The following is a 19,754-nucleotide window of genomic DNA, read 5'->3' on the forward strand; positions in this document are numbered from 1 at the left end:
CGACCCGAAGGTGCTCACCCGCGCCCACGTCCCACCGGCCAGGGGTGGGGTGGTCTCTGCGGGGAGCGGAGCAGGGGATACACCGGTAATGCTCCCATGAATCCATATCATTGATCACGATGTTATGTAATGGGGAGATCCCTGAAAAGCACGAGGGGAGAAGACACTGCGTCCGGTCTTGCGCATGATTGTTCTGAACTTGACGACTTGTTGCCAATTTCGGAAGTCGTGTGGTGCGGATCATGCAGAAAAATCGGATCGCCGTCGTGGGGGTCGGTCTGACCTACCCTGATGCTGATTCTCCCGGAGAACTCTGGGACAACGTGCTTTCTGGCAGGAGGGCCTTCCGTAAAATTCCGGACGAGCGGATGAACCTCGCGGATTATTGGTCCGAGGATCTTGGTGCGGAGGATCGTTTCTATTCGAAAAAGGCCGCAGTGCTCCGTGGGTTCACTTTCGACCGGATGCGGTATCGGGTTTCCGGGAGCTCCTTCCGGTCGACGGACATGACGCATTGGCTGGCTCTGGAAACGATGTCCCGGGCACTGGAGGACGCGGGTCTTCCGGAGGGGGAGGGGCTTCCGCGCCGATCCACCGGGGTGGTGATCGGCAACAGCCTCACCGGAGAGTTCTCCCGGGCCAACACGATGCGGCTGCGCTGGCCCTACGTCCGCCGGACCGTGGCCTCGGCCCTGTTGGAACACGGTTGGGACGAGACCGAGGCGGAGAGTTTCCTGGAGACCCTGGAGACCTCCTACAAGGCCCCCTTCCCTCGGATCGACGAGGACACCCTGGCGGGTGGTCTCTCCAACACCATCGCCGGTCGGGTCTGCAACCACTTCGATCTCGGTGGTGGCGGCTACACCGTAGACGGTGCCTGTTCCTCCTCCCTTCTGTCCGTGGCCACCGCCGCCACTGCGCTGGCCGAGGGCGACCTCGACGCCGCACTCGCGGGTGGGGTCGATCTCTCCATCGACCCGTTCGAGGTGATCGGTTTCGCCAAAACAGGTGCCCTGGCCACCGGGGATATGAAGGTCTACGACAAGGACTCCAACGGCTTCTGGCCGGGTGAGGGGGCCGGCGCGCTCGTCCTCATGCGCGAGGAGGACGCGATCGCGCAGGGACGGCGGATCCACGCGCTGATCACCGGGTGGGGGGTCTCCTCCGACGGTCGGGGCGGGATCACCCGCCCCGAGGAGAGCGGGCACCGGCTCGCCCTGGAACGCGCCTATGCGCGAGCCGGGTACGGCGTCGAGACGGTCGGATACTTCGAGGGCCACGGCACGGGTACGGCCCTGGGCGACGCTACCGAGCTCGCGGCCCTGTCCGGGGCCCGGACAGCGGCCGACCCCACCGCCGAGCCCGCCGCACTCGGTTCGGTGAAGGCCAACTTCGGTCACACCAAGGCGGCGGCCGGGATCGCGGGACTGATCAAGGCGGTGCTCGTGGTGCGCAACGGCGTGATCCCGCCCGCGACCGGTCACCACGACCCGCACCCCCTGCTGGAGGTGGAGACGGCGGTGTTGACGGTGCCGGACCGACCGCTTCCCTGGGCGGAGGACCGACCGGTACGTGCCGGGGTCTCCGCCATGGGTTTCGGCGGCGTCAACACGCATGTCACCCTGGAAGCCGCGCCCGACCGACGCGGGGCCGGAGTGACCGCCCGCACCCGTGCTCTGGTCGCTGGCCGTCAGGATGCCGAACTGCTCGTCGTGGACGGGGAGACCCTCACCGAGGTTCGCGATCGGTTGGCTGAGCTCGCGGGACTGTTGCCCCGGCTCTCCTACGCCGAACTCACCGACCTCGCAGCGGCCCTGGCGAGGGACTCTGACCGCGGGCCGGCACGGGCGGCAGTGGTCGCCTCCTCCCCGGAGGAAGCCGAACGGACGATCCGTACGCTGCTCGAACGGATGGAGGCGGGGGAGACGGAGGCCGTGGCGCCGGCGGCGGGCCTCTTTCTCGCCCACCGGACCACGTCCCCGAACATCGGCTACCTTTTCCCCGGTCAGGGTGCCGGGACGGGTCGGTTCGGAGCCCTTCGCCGCCGTTTCGCCCGGGTCGACGACATCCTGGGTTCCGCTGGACTTCCCGAGGGGGGAGACCAGGTCGCCACGGAGGTGGCCCAGCCACGGATCGTGGCGGGATCGCTCGCGGCCATGGCTGTTCTGGACGACCTGGGCGTGCAGGCCGAGGGGGCCACAGGACACAGCCTGGGCGAGTTGACCGCCCTGCACTGGGCGGGGGCCTTGGACGGCTCGGAGGTCCTGTCTCTGGCGGCGGCACGCGGCCGGGCGATGGCGGACACGGGTCGTTCGGACGGGGCGATGGCCGGTCTGGCCGTCTCCCCCGCCCGGGTGGAGGCGTTGGCGGCGTCGGAGCCCGAGGTGGTGGTGGCCGGGTACAACGGACCGGAACAGACCGTGGTGTCCGGTCCGGTCGACGCGGTGGAGCGTGTCTGTGAACGGGCGCGCGCCGATGGCGTCACGGCCACACGGGTCAACGTCTCCCACGCCTTCCACTCCCCCCTGGTGGCGGCCTCGGCCCAGGCCCTGGACCACAGGCTCGATGCGACATCCTTCGAACCGCCGTCATCGGGGGTGGTGTCCACGGTGACCGGGGACCGGCTCACCCCCGACACCGACCTTCGTGCTCTTCTGCGCGAGCAGATCGTGCTGCCGGTGCGCTTCCACGAGGCCGTCGTACGACTCGCCGAGGGTACCGACCTGCTCATCGAGGTGGGACCCGGTCGCGTGCTCTCGGGCCTGGCGGCCACGGCGGCTGCGGACGTACCGGTGGTGGCCGTGGACACCGACTCCGAGTCGCTGGCCCCCTTCCTGCGCGTGGTGGCCGCCGCCTTCACGCTCGGCGCGCCCGTGGACACCGAGGCGCTCTTCGCTGGACGGTTGGTCAGGGAACTGCCCGAGGAGTTCGAGTTCCTGGCCAGCCCCTGTGAGACGGCACCGGTCCTGGACGTCGGACGCGGCGAACACCCGACCGGTGTGGCGGGTGGCACGGGAGGACCCGGTCCCGACGGTGTGGAGGGTGCCATGGACACCCTGGAGCTTCTTCGCACCCTGGCCGCCGCACGCGTCGAACTCCCCGTGAGCATGGTCGGTGCGGGCACGCGCCCCCTGGACGACCTGCACCTGAGTTCCATCACGGTCGGCCAGATCGTCAACGAGGTCACCCGGAACCGGGGCTTGCCGCCATTGGAGGCGACCTCTGGATACGCCACCTCCACGTTGGGGGAGTTGGCCACGATGGTCGACTCCCTGGCCGAGACCGCTGACGGAGGGGAGGCGGGTGGCGAAGTGCCCGGTGTCGCCTCCTGGGTGCGAGCCTTCGAGGTCGTCCAGGTCGGCGAACCCCTGCCGAAGGTCGCCGATCCCGGGTTCGGCGACGGGGGCGGGTGGAGCGTGTACGCCCCCACCGGTCACCCCCTGGCCGGACTCCTGCGCGATGCCCTACCAGGGGAGGGAGTCCTCCTGTGCCTTCCCCGCGACGGGGCGAAGGGCCACGAGGGGATGCTGCTCGACGCGGCGCGTTCGGCGCTGGCGGCCGGGCGTGGCGGTCGGTTCGCGGTGGTCCAGGGTCGGGAGGGCGCCACCGGTCTGGCCCGTACCCTGCATCTGGAGGCTCCGGGGATCGACACAACCGTGCTCACCCTGGCGGACCCCGAACCCGCATCCGAACGGGAGCGGGAACGGACGGTCCGTCGTGTCATCGACGAGGTCGCGGCCACGAACGGGTTCGTCGAGGCCCGTTACGACGCCCAGGGTGAGCGTACCGTCCCCGTCCTGCGGGTCACCGGTATGGCCGAACCCGCGCGACGGCGGACACCGCTCGGTCCGGACGACGTCGTTCTGGTCACCGGGGGTGGCAAGGGCATCACCGCGGAGTGCGCCCTGTCCCTGGCCACTGAGTACGGTGCGGCCCTCGCCCTGGTGGGTCGTGCCGTTCCCGAGGACGACGCCGAGCTCTCCGAGAACCTGGAACGCATGACGGCGGCCGGCGCCCGCATCGTCTACCTGCGAGCCGATGTGACCCGCCCCGAGGAGGTCCGTGCCGCGGTGCGCGAGGCCCAGGGCCGTCTGGGCCCGATCACCGCGGTGTTGCACGGAGCGGGACGCAACGAACCGGCGGCCTTGGGTTCGCTCACCGAGGCCGATTTCCGTCGGACGCTCGCGCCCAAGGTCGACGGCCTGCGAGTCGTTCTCGACGCGGTCGATTCCGACCGGCTCCGTCTCCTCGTCACCTTCGGCAGCATCATCGGCCGTGCCGGGCTGCGGGGTGAGGCCCACTACGCCACCGCCAACGACCGGCTCAGTGAGATCACCGTCGGCTACGGACAGGAAAACCCGCACACACGGGTGTTGGCGCTCGAATGGTCGGTCTGGTCCGGAGCGGGTATGGGGGAACGGCTGGGCGTGGTCGAGGCGTTGATGCGTGACGGCATCACCCCGATCTCCACCGAGGAGGGCATCGACGTCCTGCACCGGATCCTCGGTGATCCCTCCGCCGGCCCGGTCCTGGTGGTGAGCGGGCGTACCGGTGGTCTGCCGACCCTGAACACGCTCGGGGCCGAGCCGCCCCTGGGCCGGTTCCTGGATCGGATCCTGGTCCACTATCCCGGGGTGGAACTGGTCACGGAGGCCGTCCTGTCCTCCGTCGACGATCCCTATCTGGACGACCATCTGCTCGACGGTGACCTGCTCTTTCCCGCTGTGGTCGGGATGGAGGCGATGGCGCAGGTGGCCATGGCCGCCGGTGGCCACACCGCACCCCCGGTGATGGAGGAGGCACGTTTTCTGCGCCCGGTGGCCGTCCGCCCCGGCGGCACGACCACCATCCGCGTGGCGGCGCTCGTACGCGACACCGAGTCCGTGGAGGTCGTCGTCCGTAGTGAGGAGACCGGGTACGGGACCGATCACTTCCGTGCCGTTCTTCGTTGGCCGCGCACGTCCCGAGAAGGGGCCCGAAAGGTCGGGCACGGGGGGACCCCCGCGCTACCGAGGGTTCCCGTCGACCCCTCCGAGCTGTACGGTGACGTGCTCTTCCAGGGCAAGAGGTTCCAGCGTCTGCTCTCCTACCGGAGGGTGAGCGCCCGCCACGTGGCCGCGGAGTTGTCCACGGCCGCGACCGGGCCGTGGTTCGGGGCGTTCTCCTCCCAAGAGCGCGTCCTGGCCGACCCCGGGGTACGTGATGCCGCCATGCACGTCCTTCAGGCGTGCGTGCCCGACGGGACCCTGCTGCCTGAGGGGGTCGACCGGATCGTCCTGGCCCGTCCCCAGGGGCAGGAGGAACCCGAACACGTTCTCCTGGAGGCCGCAGAACGTTCCCAGGAGGGGGATTCCTACGTCTATGACGTCGACGTGAGCGATCCGGACGGCGACCTGCTCGAACGCTGGGAAGGGTTGCGACTGCGCGCCGTTCGCCGTACCGGGGGACCGGGGCCGTGGGTGCCCTCCTTGCTCGGGTCACATCTGGAGCGTGAACTGGAACGGGCCCTGGGCGGCTCTAGGGCCGTGGTCGTCGAACCCGACGCGGGGTCCGACACCGAGGAGCGCAGGGTGGTGACCGAGCTGGCGGTCGGTCGGGCGTTGAACCGGCCGGTCCGGGTCCACCACCGACCAGATGGTCGTCCCGAGGTGTCCGGAGCGCGGGTCTCGGCCGCGCACGGGGCCGGGGTGACCCTGGCCGTGGTGGGGGAGGGGCGGATCGCCTGCGATGTGGAGCCGGTCGCCGAGCGTTCCGAGACGGAGTGGAGCGGGCTGCTCGGGAAGGGACTGGTACCCCTGCGCGACCTGGTCGCCGACCAGGTGGGCGAGTCCGGCCACGCCGCCGCCACGCGTGTGTGGGGGGCCCTGGAGTGCCTGCGCAAGGTGGGCGACACCGGCCGATCCCTGACTCTGACGTCGGTGGTCGAACACGGATGGGTGGTCCTTTCATCAGGGGACGCACGGATCGCCACGTGGGCCACCACCCTGAACGGTCGACCCGATCCGGTGGTGTTCGCGGTCCTGCACGGTAAGGAGAGCTGATGTCCGACTACTACGAGATCCGCCACACCGTCGGGTTCGAGGAGACCAACCTGGTGGGCAACGTCTACTACGTCAACTACCTGCGGTGGCAGGGTCGTTGTCGGGAGATGTTCCTCAAGGAACGGGCTCCCGCCGTCCTGTCGGATCTCCAGGGCGACCTGAAGTTGTTCACCCTCCGGGTGGACTGTGAGTTCTTCGCGGAGATCACCGCCTTCGACGAACTCTCGATCAGAATGCGGTTGGAGGAACTCACCCAGACCCAGCTCCGGTTCGTCTTCGACTACGTCCGCCTGGACCCGGAGGGTGAGACGCTCGTGGCCCGGGGCGGGCAGCGGATCGCGTGCATGCGCGGCCCGAACACCGAAACGGCCCCCACGCGGGTCCCCGAGGAGCTGCGGGAGGCCCTCGCCCCGTACCGGACCACGGTTCGAGGGGGGATCTGACATGGAGGACCTGCGCAAGGTGATGGCCACCTTCGCCACCGGGGTCACAGTGCTCACTGTCGGTGGCGGTGCTCCCCAAGGGATGACGGCCAACGCCTTCTGTTCGGTCTCGCTCGACCCACCGTTGGTGCTCTGTTGCGTCACGCGCACCGCACGCCTGCACAAGGCGCTCTCCACCGAGGGACACTTCGCGGTGTCGATCCTGTCCACCGAGCAGGAGGAGGTGGCGCGCCACTTCGCGAACCGTTCTCGCCCCCACGGGTGGGAGCAGTTCGACTTCGTGTCGTGGATCCCCGGGCCGCACACCGGGGCGCCGTTGATCGCCGAAGCGTTGGCATGGCTGGAGTGCGAGGTGGTCGAAAGGGTCGTGGCAGGGGATCACACGGTGTTCATCGGACGTGTGACCGACGCGGGCACCGGTGACCGACGCGGGGCCCTGTTGTTCCACGCAGGTGTCTTCCATGGTCTGCCCGGCGCCTTGGAAGCGCCCGTGCGCAACGGTCGGGTGACCGGTACATGAGTACCCCGGAAGTGGGCCTGGGGCCGGTGCCGGTATCAGGTGGCAGGCTCACCGAAACGCGTCCTACGATGGCGGAGCTGCGCGGACGGCGTGACGCCCTGCGCGGTCTCATCGAGGCGGGGGACCCCGCCGGTGTCGAACGCCGGCACGATCGGGGCAAGCGCACCGCACGGGAACGCCTGGCCCTCCTACTGGACGAGGGTTCCTTCGTGGAGCTCGGTGTGTTCCGCCGTCGCCGGCGTGAAGGGCTGGGAACACCGGAGTACCGCGCCCACACCGACGGTGTGGGCGCGGGTTCGGGGACCATCGGGGGCCGACGTGTGTTTGTCTACGCCCAGGACTTCACGATCCTGGGGGATCCCCAGGGCGTGTTCCGCGGATCATTCCGGGCTCGCGACCACCAGGCCGTCTCTCGCTGCGCCGACTTCGCTCGGACAGCCGAACCCGGGCCGACCTTCGCTCCTCGTCTTGCGAGAGATCGCCGGGAGGCCGCTCGCGTACCTAACCTCTCAGGGCAGTACACCTGGTGAGTGACGTTGGACGGGGTCGGGCGGTCGGGCCGTGGTCTCAGGCGGGACCGTCCGGGTCCGGGGCGTGGACCAGGAGCGGTAATCGCGCCGCGGAGTCCGACACGGACCGTGCGGCGCGCTCCGGGGTGTCACCACAGCCCACCATGAGGGAGACCAGCTGGTCCTCGAAACACCGGTCGGCGTCGTAGGGCGGGATGAGGTAGGAGCCGAGTTCGAGGGTGGTCAGGCCGTGCACCGCGCACCACAGGCGGTGGGAGACCAGATCCGCGTCGTCGGGGTGGAAGCGTCCGGCCCCCATGCATCGGGTCACGGATCGGGTCACGTTGCGCAGGGTGTAACGGCCATGCTGTCGGTCGTACTCCGACAGATGGAAACCGGCCAGTGAGCATCCTCCGAACATCACGGCGTACAGGTGTTCGTTGCGCGCGGCGTTGTGACGGAAGGCCCGGCCGAGCAGGGCGAGGTCGCTGACCGGGTCATCGGTGTGCCGCACCCGTGTGAGGTGTTCCTGCAGACGTTCGAACCCCTCGTGGACCATGGCGTGGACCAGGCCTCCGATGCCGTCGAAGTAGGTGTACACGGCCATGGTCGAGTTCCCGGTCTCCTGCGCGAGCCTGCGGGTGGACAACGCTTGTGGTCCTTCGTCGGAGAGCAGCCGGGCCGCGGCGTCGACCAGACGGGCGCGGGTGTCGGGATCCGCCTTTCGAGGACTCATGGAGGTGAGTCTTCCGGGTGTCGCGCTTCCGGGCTACTTATGGGTAGCTCTTTTTCGGTCTTCAAGGGGGACTTTTTTGGTCCGGCTTCCGGTGCGGCGGAGAATTTCCTGTTCGGACACGGATCGGTCGAGTGTCGAGGTTATCCGGTAAACGGGACTCCGTTCCCTGTTTATCACACTGGGTTCATGTTATTTATTTCAGGTTTCCAGGTCCAGGCCCGAAAGCGCGCGGCGTGTTCCCTTTGGGAGGGGGTGGTAAGGGTTGTCGGCAGAAAGTTTCTCGAATTGATACCCGCACTCTCAGTGATTGCAGGTTGCTGAGCGTGTTGGTGTGGGTGGCGAAAAAAGGGCTTTCATGATGTCCGTTTTGTGTCCTTGAAAGCAAGATGGAAGGTGTGTGTCGCTGTGTGTCGGTGGCACGATAAGGGTTGCTTCGCGAGGTTGGAGGTGGTGGGTCGATGATGGGGCCTGCTGCTTCGGGCTCCGTGTGTGCGGTCTCGGTGTCGAACGTTTCTTCCAATGAAGTGATTGCTCCTTACGCATTTCGAACCCTTGATCTCCGGTTCGGATGAATGAATTAATTATTTGTTCATGTTCTAGAGTTCAGGGGAGTCGTATGGAGAAAATGCATAATTCTGTTCGTCAGGCCGTGATGTCCATGCACAAAAGATACTCCGAGCCTCTCACTCTCAAAGAGATCGCAGCCGAGGTCTTCGTCAGCCCCTATCACTTTTCTCGGGTCTTCGCGCGTTCCACGGGCGTTACCCCTGGGCGCTACCTGACCTGCGTTCGCCTGTTCGCGGCCAAGAGACTCCTTCTCACGACCGACCTCACCGTCTCCGATATCGTGTGCAGCGTCGGATACAATAGCGTGGGAACCTTCACGAGCAGATTCACCCGTGCAGTCGGTATGTCACCCACCCAGTACCGGGACCCGAAAGTGGCGGAGTTACTCGTGGTCGCCTCCCACGAATACTCCTGCCTGCCGGACGCGGACGAGATGCGTCGCGCCAGGAGCCTGAAACCGCACATGCCGGGGCCTTCCCACACGATCAGTGGGTCGCTGGAGATTCCCGAGGAGGCCGGACCAAGCGACGTGCTCGTCGCCGTGTACCCCGAGGTGGTCCCCCAGGGTTCTCCGGTGGCCTACGAGGTCTTATCCGCCAGGGAACACGCCGAGTTCACCATCGCGGACGTCCCCATGGGCCCCCACACGATCATAGCGACGGCCGTGCCCAAGGCGGACCGCGCCCGCGCCGGGCGGATGTTCATCGGCTCGTCTCGCCGGCCCGTGCACATCGCCCGTGGGCTGCGGACCTTCGTCCACCTGAGCATGGAGCAGGTCCAGGAGACGGATGCGCCCTTGGCGGTCACCCTGCTGAACTCGAACGTGGTACCGCAGGGGAAGTTCTCGCGGGCCGCTTGTATCCGGCAGACCGTCGCCTGAGATGGGTGCCCGCCCGCGCTCGCTCGGCGCACTACGACGACTGTTGCTGGCCCCACGCATGTCCCATGTGGGACTCACCCATCTGGGGCATCCCGGCCGCCGCTCACCCCATGCACGTCTACTGGAGAGGATCCCCGAGGCCGTGGTCTGCGGCTTCGAATGGGGGATCGAGGCCAACGAGCCACAGGAGGTGGAACACCGTTTGGACGCCGTCACGCCCGAACTACGTGGGTTCGCCTTCGAGGGGGTGACCATGGCCTACACGATCCGGGACGTCCTCCCCCTCGGACGGAACGACCACACGCGCCGGTTCATGCTCGGCCCCGCCTTACCGCACACCTTCCTCTCCTACATCGGTATCGGCTTCGCGATGTCCCGTCTCCCACGACCCTTGTGGAGAAGGATCGTGCCCGATCTGGAGGGCAACCCCTACCACCCGACCATGAGCTGGTTGGCCGTCGACGGATATGGCTTCGACCAGGCGTACTTCGACGCGTCGCGATGGATCGACGGCCAACGCACACCCGATCCCTATCCCTGGGAAGGCTACCCGGACTACTTCCTTCGGGCCTTCGACCAAGGGGTGGGACGTGCGCTGTGGTTCGTCCATGGAGCCCTCCACCACGCGGTGGGAGCCACGGTCGAGTGCTTTCCCCGCCCCCGGCGCCCTGACCTGTGGAGCGGGGTCGGTCTCGCCGCCGTGTTCGCGGGCGGGGCCGAGCCCGAAGCGCTGCACGCGCTATTGGAGCTCGCGGGCGAGGACGCACCGCACGTGCGTCAAGGAGCGGTCTTCGCGGCCAAGGCCCGGGTCTTCTCCGGACAGGTTCCCGATCACACCGAGGCGGCCGTGCGCGCCCTGACCGGTCTCACGCCTGAGGAGGCCGCAGCGCTGGCCGACGAGTGCGGTGTCCGACGGGACCGAGGCGGCCCCGAACCGGCCTACGAGACATGGCGTGCCCAGGTGCGCGGCCGATTCTCCTGAAGTGCGCTGCTCAGTGGGCGGGAGACCCGGGGCAATTCCTGAGTAGATCGGTCGCCGGGTCACCGAGAAGGATGGGAATCGACCGATACGGAAGCGACGGGAACGAGGACCAGTTGGCCACCGTGATGGGTGCACTGCGTCGCCGGGTGTTGATACCCGACGTATCCGCGACGAGATTGAAGACCCGCGGTTTCCACGACAAGGGAACGTGGGCACGAGAGGTCCTGGAGACCGTTGGGGAGTCCTTCCTCACCGGACTCGGGGACGCTGTGGAGACCGCGTCGCCGGACGTCACCGACCGGCGGCTGTCCGCGTTGCCCACGCGGTACCGGGGATTCGCGTACGAGGGCGCGGCCATGGGTTTCACCCTCCTCGACGGACTCCTGCCGGGAAGACACCGCACCGACGCCTTCCTACGGGGGGTGGGCGCCCCGCACGTTTACATGGCCTACGTGGGAATCGGGTGGGGGATGGCCCGTCTTCCGAGATTCCTTTGGCCGGACACCCGAAAACTCGACCCACTGCTGCGTTGGTTGGTCCATGACGGCTACGGCTTCCACCAAGCCTACTTCCACACCGAGCGGTACGTGCACGGTCATGCGCGTGACGATCGGGCCGCCCGTTGGACCGGAGACGGAGCCTACGCCCTTCGGGCCGCGGACCAGGGGATCGGTAGGGCGCTGTGGTTCGTCGGTGGGACCGACGTCGATCAGGTCACCCGGTTGGTCGAGGGATTCGTCGACGCGCGTCGGCCGGACCTCTACTCGGGCGTCGGACTCGCCGCCACCTACGCCGGTGGAGCGAGTGAGGAGGAACTCCGCCGTCTTCTCGATCGCGCCGGTGAACATCGAGGCTCCCTCGCACAGGGCGGCGCGTTCGCAGCCGAGGCCAGGGTGCGGCCAGGCCTCGTCGTGCCCCACACCGAACTCGGCACGTCCGTTCTCTGCGGCACGGACGCGGAGCGTGCGGCGCGTGTCTCTCGCGCCCTGCGCCCCGACACGACGATCTTGGCCCACGACCCCCTGCACCCCCCGTACGAGACGTGGCGAGCCGGCATAGCCCGGGAACTGACCTCCCACGAGGGTGGACCGACATGACCGGCGCGCACTTACGACACCCGCCTCGCACTCCACTCTCCGCGGCACCCGCCATGCTGCGCGACCTGGTCATCGACCGACTCGCCATGATGACGACCGCGACCCGGGACCACGGAGACGCCGTGCGCATGACGGCCGGTCCCAAGACCCTGTACTTCTTCAACCACCCCGAACACGCCAAGCGGGTGCTGGCCGAGAACAGTGGCAACTACCACAAGGGGATCGGGCAGGTCCACGCCAAACGGGCGCTCGGCGACGGGCTGCTGACCAGCGAGGGCGACCTGTGGAAGGCCCAACGTCGGACCATGCGCCCGGTGTTCGGACACCAACGGATCGCCGCACAGGCCGACGCCGTGGCCGGGGAGGCCGTGGCACTGGTGGACCGGTTGGCGATGAGCGTGGGGCGGGGCACCGTGGACATGGCGGCCGAGGCCACCGGGTTGACCCTGGGGGTGTTGGGTCGCACCCTGCTCGACACCGACCTTCATGCCTTCGACACCATCGGATCCGCGTTCGAGGCCGTCCAGGACCAGGCCATGTTCGACATGGTCACGATGAACGGGCTTCCCGTGTGGCTGCCCCTGCCCACCCAGTCCCGGTTCCGCCGTGCCCGCAGGGAGCTCCAACGCATCGTCGGACGACTCGTACGGGAGCACGTCCCTTCCGAGGACGCGGACGACGCCCTCTCCCGGGTGCTCGTCGCCGCCGCGGACGAGTCCGATCCGAGGATCCGTACCCGCCGGGTGCGCGACGAGTTGGTCACCCTGCTGTTGGCCGGGCACGAGACCACGGCCAGCACACTGAGCTGGGCGTTCTACCTGATAGACCGCAACCCCGGAACCGCGGAGCGACTCCACGAGGAAGCGGTGCGTGTCCTGGGGAACCGGACGCCCACCCATGAGGACCTGCACGAACTCACCTTCACCACGATGGTCGTCCAGGAGACCATGCGGCTGTATCCGCCGGTGTGGATCCTGCCGCGCCGTGCCCTGGAAGAGGACGAGGTGGGCGGCTACCACGTGCCGGCCGGTGCGGACGTGCTCATCTGCCCCTACACCCTGCACCGGCGCCCCGATTCCTGGGACGACCCCGAACGCTTCGACCCGGAGCGCTTCGATCCGGCGGCCCGGGACGACCGGCACCGCTATGCCTACATCCCTTTCGGAGCAGGCCCCCGGGTCTGCATCGGGAGCAACCTCGGGATGTTGGAGGCGGTCTTCGTGCTCGCGAGCATCTCACGAGAACTTCGACTGACCCTGCCACCGGGGCACCGGGCCGAACCCGAGCCGATGCTCTCGCTCCGGGTCCGCGGGGGGTTGCCGATGAGGGTCCACCGGTTTCAGGACGGCTGAGCGGACACCGTCCGAAAGAGCGACGACAACAGCCCACAGCAACGAGGAGATGACCATGCCCAGGGGCATGCCCGACGCCCGAAGCGTCGAGACAGTAACGTTGGAGGCGTTCGCCGACACGATCCTTCCCGGCACCAAACGCGCCCCCGAGGACGTGACGATCGCCGGACGCTCCCATGACGCGGGCGCGGTCGAGGCGGGAGCCTTGGAGCTTCTACGTACCCCGGCCACCGGAGTCACCTCGGGACTGGGCGAGTTCGTCGAACTCCTCAACGAGCACGCCGAGCACCACGCGCAGCTGTGCGAGGTCACGCTCGTCGGAGATCACCCGCCCTTCGTCGAGTTGCCCTTCGAGGAGCGGACCCGCCTGGTCCGGGCCCTGACGGCACCGGGCCACCCGGAGAAGGAATTCTGGGTGATGCTCGCACTCTTTTGCAACATGGCCTATGACAGCGCGGCCCACCTCAGTACCCCCGTCGCGATCAAGAACGGCCACCCGGGGCTGCGGGCCATGGGGTTCGCCGCGCCCGACGCCGACGGTCTCCTGCGTTTTGCGGAGTATTCCTATGGCAGGCCCCTGGCCCGACTCCATCCGGATACGAACTCCACGGGGAGTCTCGCATGAACGGTGGCCACAGCAGTGACAGCACCGACGTCCTCGTGGTCGGAAGCGGTTTCGGTGGGGCCATCACCGCCTATCACCTCGCGGCGGGCGGAGCACGGGTGACCATCCTCGAACGCGGTCCCTGGCTGCGGAGCGAGGAGTTCGACCACGACTTCCTCCTGGGCTCGTCCTACACCCGGATCTTTGATTTCACGGTGGGCGATGGAATGAGCGTCCTGGGTGGCAACTGCGTGGGCGGGGGCAGCATGGTGTACTTCGCGGCCCTGCCCCGGGCGCCACGTTTCGTCTTCGACCGTCAGGGGTCGATCGGCCGACGCATGTGGCCCAAGGCCATCACGCGGGACACCCTCGACCCGTGGTACGACCGGGTCACCGAGGCAATGGGGGTCCGAGCCCAGGACTGGTCCGACGTCAGTTACGCGGGGGGCCTTTGGGGAGCGGCCTGTGATCATTCCGGTCGTACGGCCAACCCCGTACCGGTGGCGATCGACAAGGACACCTGCGTCAACTGCAATTGGATGATGGCGGGCTGCCGTTTCGACGCCAAGAAGTCCCTGACGACCAACTACCTACCGGCCGCGGTCGCGCACGGGGCCCGGATCCGACCCCTGCACGAGGTCCAGAGGGTGGAGCGCATGATCGACGGCTCCTACCGGGTCCACTACGACGTCATCGACGAGGACGACTACCGGATCAGGACGGATTCCGGAAGCATCGACGCCAAGATCGTGATCCTGGCGGCGGGGGCCGGCGCCACCCCCGTCATCCTCAAACGGTCGGAAGGCGACCTCGGAGCCATGCCGAACGCCGTCGGTCGCTACTTCTCGGGCAACGGCGAGCGGCTCAACACGGCCGTGGTCGACGAGGACCGAGTTCGCGACGTACTCGGTCTGTCCCGTGACGACCAACGTGCTTATGAGGCGTTCCAGGTCGGGAAGGGGCCCTGCGTGGCCAACTGGGACCGGCTGGACGCCTCCTTGCCCGAGTATTCGCGCTACTCCCTGGAGCAGCTCTACTTTCCACCGGCATTGGGCACCATCCTCGCCCAGGTGCCCGGAGCGCCGGCCCCTGCGTGGTTCGGGGCGGACAAGAAGGAGATGCTGCGTCGTTGGAGGTCGTGGCTGATCGTCTTCACGATGAGCGAGGACGACAACGAGGGGGTCTTCGGCACGCCACCACCCACGGGGAACGCGGTCCGGCTCTCGCAACAGATGCTCGGTCGGGGCCCCATCAGCTACCACCCCACCAAGAACACGTGGAAGGGATGGCAGAGCGCGGACGCCGAGGTCAAGGAGATCCTGGAGAAGGACGGGATAGCCCGGGTGGCCCCCTGGACCAACGATCTCGTCGGGGCCTACACGGTCCATCCCCTGGCGTCCTGCCGGATCGGGGACGATCCGCACACCTCGGCCCTGGACGACCGTCACGAACTCCGTGGACACCCAGGGATCTTCGTCACCGACGGTTCCGCCGTACCCGGGGCGCTCACCGTCAACCCCGCGATGACCATCGCCGCCCTGGCCGAGCGTTCCGTGCCCGGCATCGTCGAGGCCGCCCGGGAGCGCGGTGTCGGCGTCACCTACGGCGCTCCCGCCCCCGATGGCGCCACGTCGGGGCGCGGGAGCGTCCTCGATCTCCCCGGCCGGCGAACCTGAGCCACCGGTTCCGACCAACCATCGAAGGGCGACCCACGTGTTCCGGCTGATCCTGCGCGCGGCCGTTCGGCGGTCACTGAGGGACGTACGTCATGTGCGTCCGGTGGCGCCCCGCGCGGCCCGAGGCACCACCGCGACCCTCTACCGGCGACTGGAGCGGGAATTCGGGGTCCTCGCACCCCCGGTCGCCCTGCTCGCACCCGCCCCCGAGTGCGCCGCGGCGACCTGGACACTGCTGCGCGAGTCGCTTCTGGTCCCGGGCCGTACCCAAAGGTCCACCCGGGAGGCGATGGCCACCGCCGTCTCCCGGGACAATTCCTGCCCCTACTGCGTGGAGGTGCACGGAGCCACGTTGGACTCACTCGATTCCACCGGTGAGGGCCCGTCGACCTCCGGCGACCTCACGGAGCGCGCCGAGTTGGGCGCCGTCGCCCTGACCTTCCAGCACATCAACCGCTTGGTCAACGTCTTCCTGCCCGAATCACCCCTGCCCGGTTTCGCACCCATGGCCGTCCACGGGACACTGCGTCGCGCCACGGGGGCGGTGATCGCCGCCGGGGACGGGAGGGCGCGTTCCGGACCGCCTCTCGACCTGTTGCCCGAAGCGGCGCGAGGCGCGCCCCTGCCCGAGGACCTGGGTTGGGCCGCCGAAGCCCCACGGATCCGGTCCGCCCTGGCCGCCGCGACCCTCACCATCGACGCGGCCGGGGAAGGGGTCCTCCCCCTCACCGTGCGGAACATGCTGCACCGACACCTCGAGGAGCACGGCGTCGGTCCGGCGGGGATCAGCCGTGCCTGGGTGGAGGAGGTGGTGCGCGACCTTCCCCGGGACGATCGACCTCTGGGCCGTCTGGTGTTGCTCACCGCACGAGCCTCCTACCAGGTCGACGGGGGGACGATCGCCGGTTGCCGTGAACTCGGAGTCGACGATCCGGCCCTGGTCCGCATCGTCTCCTGGGCGGCCATGACCGCGGCCCGACACGCCCCGATCCCTACGGCGGGCGAGGGCCCCGAACACGCACACTCGCACACCCCACAAGAGAACAAGAGGAAGCCGACGTGAACGATCTCCCCAACGTCATCACCGAACTCCCCGCCGTCATCGAGGACCTGACCGCCGAGGCGGCGCAGATCGACGCGCTCGTGGCGGAGCTGTCCCCGGCCGAGTGGGCAAGGGACACTCCGGCAGTGGGGTGGACCGTGGCCCACCAGGTCGCCCACCTGTCCTTCGTCTTCCGCCTGGCCGGAACCGCGGCCTCGGACGCCGAGGCCTTCGCCGCAATGACGGCCAAGGCCGCCGAGGACTTCGACGGCGCCGTCAACGCGGTGCTTACCACCTACCCCCTGGATGACCCGGAGAGGCTGCTCGCCCGTTGGCGGGCCGACCGTGACTTCGCGATCGATGCGCTGGCCGCGGCCCCGGCCGACCGACCACTGCCCTGGCTCGTGCGACCGATCCCCCCGGGTGTGCTGGCCTGTGCGGGGATGATGGAGGTCTTCGCCCACGGACAGGACATCGCCGACGCGCTGGGGGTGACCCCCGAACGTACCGACCGGATCGGTAACGTGGCCGGTTTCGCGGTGCTGACCTGGGAGTTCGGTTACCAGTCCCGGGGACTCGTTCCGCCGGAGACGGAGTTCCGGTACGAACTGACCTCGCCTTCCGGACAGAAGTGGGAGTTCGGACCGGCCGACGCCGAACAGCGGATCACGGGCGAGGCCACCGACTTCTGTCTGCTGGTCACCCGACGCCGTCACCGTGACGACCTGGCCGTGCGCGGGTTCGGGTCCGACGCCGACCACTGGCTGGACATCGCCCAGGCCTATCGTGGCCCGGCCGGTGAGGGTCGTAAGCCCGGACAGTTCGTCTGATGACCTCTCGTCAAGAAGGATGGTGCCCTCATGGCCTCGACATGCCCTCACGTACTCGACACCGGTGGACGGGATCTGCACGGTGAGACCGACATGCTCCGTTCTCGGGGCCCCGCGACGCGGGTGGAGCTCCCCGGCGGTGTTCTGGCGTGGTCGCTGAACAGCTACAGCGCGATCAAGTCCGTGCTCACCGATCCTCGTGTGACCAAGAGCGCTCGTGCTCATTGGCCGGCCTTCATCAACGGGGAGATCCCTCCGGACTGGGAAATGATCAGCTGGATCGCCATGGACAACATGGTGACCGCCCACGGAAAGGACCACCTACGGCTGAGGAAGCTGGTGGGCAAGGCGTTCACCCCGCGTCGGAGCAAGGCCTTCCTACCGCGGATCGAGGAACTGACCGAGGAACTGCTCGAAGGGCTGGGCCGCTCGGGACCATCCGAGGAGGTCGACCTCCGGTCACGTTTCGCTTACCCGCTACCCGCTCGGCTCGTCGCCGACATGATCGGCATGTCGGAGGAGGCACGGGCCAGGACCGCCGAGGTCGTCGACATGATGGTCGACACCACGGTCGGTCCAGAGCAGGCCCAGGCCGTACTCACGGGTTGGCGTGGGGCCATGACGGAACTGATCGCCTTCAAACGCGGTGAGCCGGGGGAGGACATCACCTCCGACCTCATCGCGGCGCAGGACGAGGACGGTTCCAGGTTGAGCGATCAGGAGCTCACGGACACGATCTTCGCGATCCTGGGAGCCGGATCCGAGACCACGATCAACTTTTTCGACAACGCCATCACCGCCCTGCTCTCCCATCCCGATCAACTCGATCTGGTCCTCTCGGGGCGGGTCCCGTGGCAGGAGGTCGTGGATGAAACGCTGCGCGTGCAGTCCCCCCTGGCCCATCTGCCCCTGCGGTACGCGGTTCAAGACATCGAACTGGGTGGTGTGACCATCTCCCAGGGTGATCCCATCCTGGTCAACTACAGTGCCGTCGGTCGTGACCCGGACCTGCACGGGGAGACCGCCGACCGCTTCGACCTGACCCGAGAGGACAAGGAACACCTGTCCTTCGGGATCGGTCCCCATTATTGTCTGGGGGCCGGTGTGGCCCGGCTGGTCGCCGAGACGGGACTGTCGCGACTGTTCTCCCGCTTCCCCGAGATCGCTCTGGCCGTACCCGAACACGGGTTGGAGCCGCTGCCGACCTTCATCATGAACGGCCACCGGAGCCTTCCCGTCCGGCTCGGCCGGAAGGCCGTGCCCGCGGCCCAGGACACCTGAGCGGGGTGAACGAAGAGGGTGGGAACGAAGAACCGTTCCCACCCTCTGTCTTCGTGCCGACCGGCCCGGTCACCGCCCCGGGCCGGTCACGACTCATCCTCGCGGGCTGTTCTGGTAGGAGGCCAGGCGCCAGTCCCCGGCTTCGCGGGTGACGACCCAGGTGGCACGGACGGCCCGTTCGTCGGAGACCTCGGTCTCACCGGAGGCCAGAATGCCTCCCTGGGTCACGATCACCGCGTTGTCGGGGCCGAGGAAACGTAGGTCCACGGGGGTCCCCGTCACTCGGGTGCCCTTGTACGGGCCCGAGAAGGCCGACTCCATGAAGGCCTTGACGTTCTGGCGTCCCTTGCGGAAGACGCCCGGCAGGATCATGGTGCCGTCCTCGGTGAAGACCTCGGAGAAGGCCTGGGCGTTGTTCTCCCGCCAGGCCGCCACGATGCGCCCCGGCACGGCGACGACCGCCTCCCTGTCCTTCTCCTCCACCGCGGTCTCCTTCGTTCGTGCGTTCATCGACCTCTCCTTGTCGTCATCGCCCTTTCCGGGGCGTATCGGGGTTCACACATAAGGGGTGTCGGGTTCCAGGCCGCACAGGACGCGCCCGTACAGCTCGTGGTTGGTGTCGGGGTTCATCAGCGCGTGCAGGTTCACGGCGTGCAGGTCCCGTCGGAACCGTTGGATCGGCGCGGTGGAGTACACCGAGGATCCGCCGCTGGAGGACGCGAGCAGGTCGACGGCCTCCCGAGCACTCCGACAGGCCGCACCGAGGTCCGCGCGGCACCGGGCCCTGTCCTCCAGGGACCATTCGGAGCCGTCGATCCCCCTACCGTCCACCGTTTCCGCCAATCGCAGGGCGTGGAACCCGGCGGTGTCGGAGAGCATCGCGGACTCCGCCACCCGGACATGGGTCAGAGGGGCCTCGCTCTGTCGCTCGTAGGAGGTGTAGGTGATCTTCCGTCCGGGGAGGCGTTCAAGGAAGGCGTCTGCGGCCCCCGCTGCCATGCCGACCGCGCAGCCCACGGAGGAAGCGGCGGCGACGGGCAGCAGTGGTGACCGGTAGGCGGGGGAGGTCTCGGGGTCGTTCCTTCCGGCCAGGACGGTACCCATGGGCAGAACGCGCTCTTGGGGGATGAAGACGTCCTCGGCCACCGTCGTGACGCTCCCACTGCCGCGCAACCCGGAGGTGTACCAGTCGTC

The 19,754-nt window shown here is 68.1% G+C and carries 15 protein-coding genes and 1 pseudogene; 13 read left to right on the forward strand and 3 right to left on the reverse strand.

Annotated elements, in window-relative coordinates:
- Positions 1-242: 242 nt before the first annotated feature.
- The 4 genes from K8V84_RS16270 to K8V84_RS16285 are packed head-to-tail and all read left to right on the forward strand — an operon-like array spanning position 243 to position 7,534.
- Entirely contained in the window at positions 243-6,041 is a 5,799-nt protein-coding gene (locus K8V84_RS16270) for a type I polyketide synthase (protein WP_304075807.1), read from the forward strand.
- Positions 6,041-6,484: an acyl-CoA thioesterase gene (locus tag K8V84_RS16275; RefSeq protein ID WP_304075808.1), complete on the forward strand. Its 444-nt coding sequence runs from the start codon at positions 6,041-6,043 to the stop codon at positions 6,482-6,484. Before K8V84_RS16270 ends, K8V84_RS16275 begins: the two co-directional genes overlap by 1 nt.
- A gap of 1 nt (position 6,485) precedes the next feature.
- Positions 6,486-7,004, forward strand: a complete 519-nt coding sequence (locus K8V84_RS16280; protein ID WP_304075811.1) for a flavin reductase family protein — start codon at positions 6,486-6,488, stop codon at positions 7,002-7,004.
- Positions 7,001-7,534: a carboxyl transferase domain-containing protein gene (locus tag K8V84_RS16285; RefSeq protein ID WP_304075812.1), complete on the forward strand. Its 534-nt coding sequence runs from the start codon at positions 7,001-7,003 to the stop codon at positions 7,532-7,534. The genes K8V84_RS16280 and K8V84_RS16285 overlap by 4 nt, the downstream gene beginning before the upstream one ends.
- Positions 7,535-7,571: 37 nt before the next feature.
- Here K8V84_RS16285 and K8V84_RS16290 read toward each other — a convergent pair whose 3' ends face one another.
- Positions 7,572-8,249: a TetR/AcrR family transcriptional regulator gene (locus K8V84_RS16290; RefSeq protein ID WP_304075814.1), complete on the reverse strand. Its 678-nt coding sequence runs from the start codon at positions 8,247-8,249 to the stop codon at positions 7,572-7,574.
- 658 nt (positions 8,250-8,907) lie between these two features.
- On the opposite strand from K8V84_RS16290, the gene K8V84_RS16295 reads away from it, so the two are divergent.
- From K8V84_RS16295 to K8V84_RS16335, 9 genes are all read left to right on the forward strand, one after another.
- Positions 8,908-9,696: a helix-turn-helix transcriptional regulator gene (locus tag K8V84_RS16295; protein WP_304075815.1), complete on the forward strand. Its 789-nt coding sequence runs from the start codon at positions 8,908-8,910 to the stop codon at positions 9,694-9,696.
- Position 9,697: 1 nt separating this feature from the next.
- Complete coding sequence (locus K8V84_RS16300) at positions 9,698-10,678, forward strand: DUF1702 family protein (protein ID WP_304075817.1); 981 nt, start codon at positions 9,698-9,700, stop codon at positions 10,676-10,678.
- A 71-nt stretch (positions 10,679-10,749) separates the two neighbouring features.
- Complete coding sequence (locus K8V84_RS16305; protein ID WP_304075818.1) at positions 10,750-11,775, forward strand: DUF1702 family protein; 1,026 nt, start codon at positions 10,750-10,752, stop codon at positions 11,773-11,775.
- The gene (locus K8V84_RS16310; RefSeq protein ID WP_304075819.1) at positions 11,772-13,127 is read left to right on the forward strand and encodes a cytochrome P450; all 1,356 of its coding nucleotides are present in this window, start codon (positions 11,772-11,774) and stop codon (positions 13,125-13,127) included. The genes K8V84_RS16305 and K8V84_RS16310 overlap by 4 nt, the downstream gene beginning before the upstream one ends.
- Positions 13,128-13,182: 55 nt before the next feature.
- Complete coding sequence (locus K8V84_RS16315; RefSeq protein ID WP_304075821.1) at positions 13,183-13,752, forward strand: DUF5987 family protein; 570 nt, start codon at positions 13,183-13,185, stop codon at positions 13,750-13,752.
- Positions 13,749-15,407, forward strand: a complete 1,659-nt coding sequence (locus K8V84_RS16320; RefSeq protein WP_304075823.1) for a GMC family oxidoreductase — start codon at positions 13,749-13,751, stop codon at positions 15,405-15,407. The genes K8V84_RS16315 and K8V84_RS16320 overlap by 4 nt, the downstream gene beginning before the upstream one ends.
- A 37-nt stretch (positions 15,408-15,444) precedes the next feature.
- Complete coding sequence (locus K8V84_RS16325; RefSeq protein WP_304075825.1) at positions 15,445-16,470, forward strand: carboxymuconolactone decarboxylase family protein; 1,026 nt, start codon at positions 15,445-15,447, stop codon at positions 16,468-16,470.
- Positions 16,467-17,279 carry a TIGR03084 family metal-binding protein gene (locus tag K8V84_RS16330; protein WP_304075827.1) on the forward strand — a complete coding sequence of 271 codons (813 nt, stop codon included), beginning with the start codon at positions 16,467-16,469 and terminating at the stop codon, positions 17,277-17,279. The genes K8V84_RS16325 and K8V84_RS16330 overlap by 4 nt, the downstream gene beginning before the upstream one ends.
- Positions 17,280-17,309: 30 nt before the next feature.
- A complete protein-coding gene (locus K8V84_RS16335) occupies positions 17,310-18,560 on the forward strand; it encodes a cytochrome P450 (RefSeq protein ID WP_304075829.1) in 1,251 nt (416 codons plus the stop codon).
- A gap of 93 nt (positions 18,561-18,653) precedes the next feature.
- On the opposite strand, the gene K8V84_RS16340 is transcribed toward K8V84_RS16335, so the two are convergent.
- Positions 18,654-19,070, reverse strand: coding sequence for an SgcJ/EcaC family oxidoreductase (locus K8V84_RS16340; protein WP_304075831.1), 417 nt, complete (start codon positions 19,068-19,070; stop codon positions 18,654-18,656).
- Positions 19,071-19,115: 45 nt separating this feature from the next.
- Positions 19,116-19,754 (reverse strand): annotated as a pseudogene (locus tag K8V84_RS16345) (acyl-CoA dehydrogenase); the annotation flags it as partial.

The organism is Nocardiopsis listeri (genome assembly GCF_020741345.1).
Taxonomy (GTDB): Bacteria; Actinomycetota; Actinomycetes; order Streptosporangiales; family Streptosporangiaceae; genus Nocardiopsis; species Nocardiopsis listeri_A.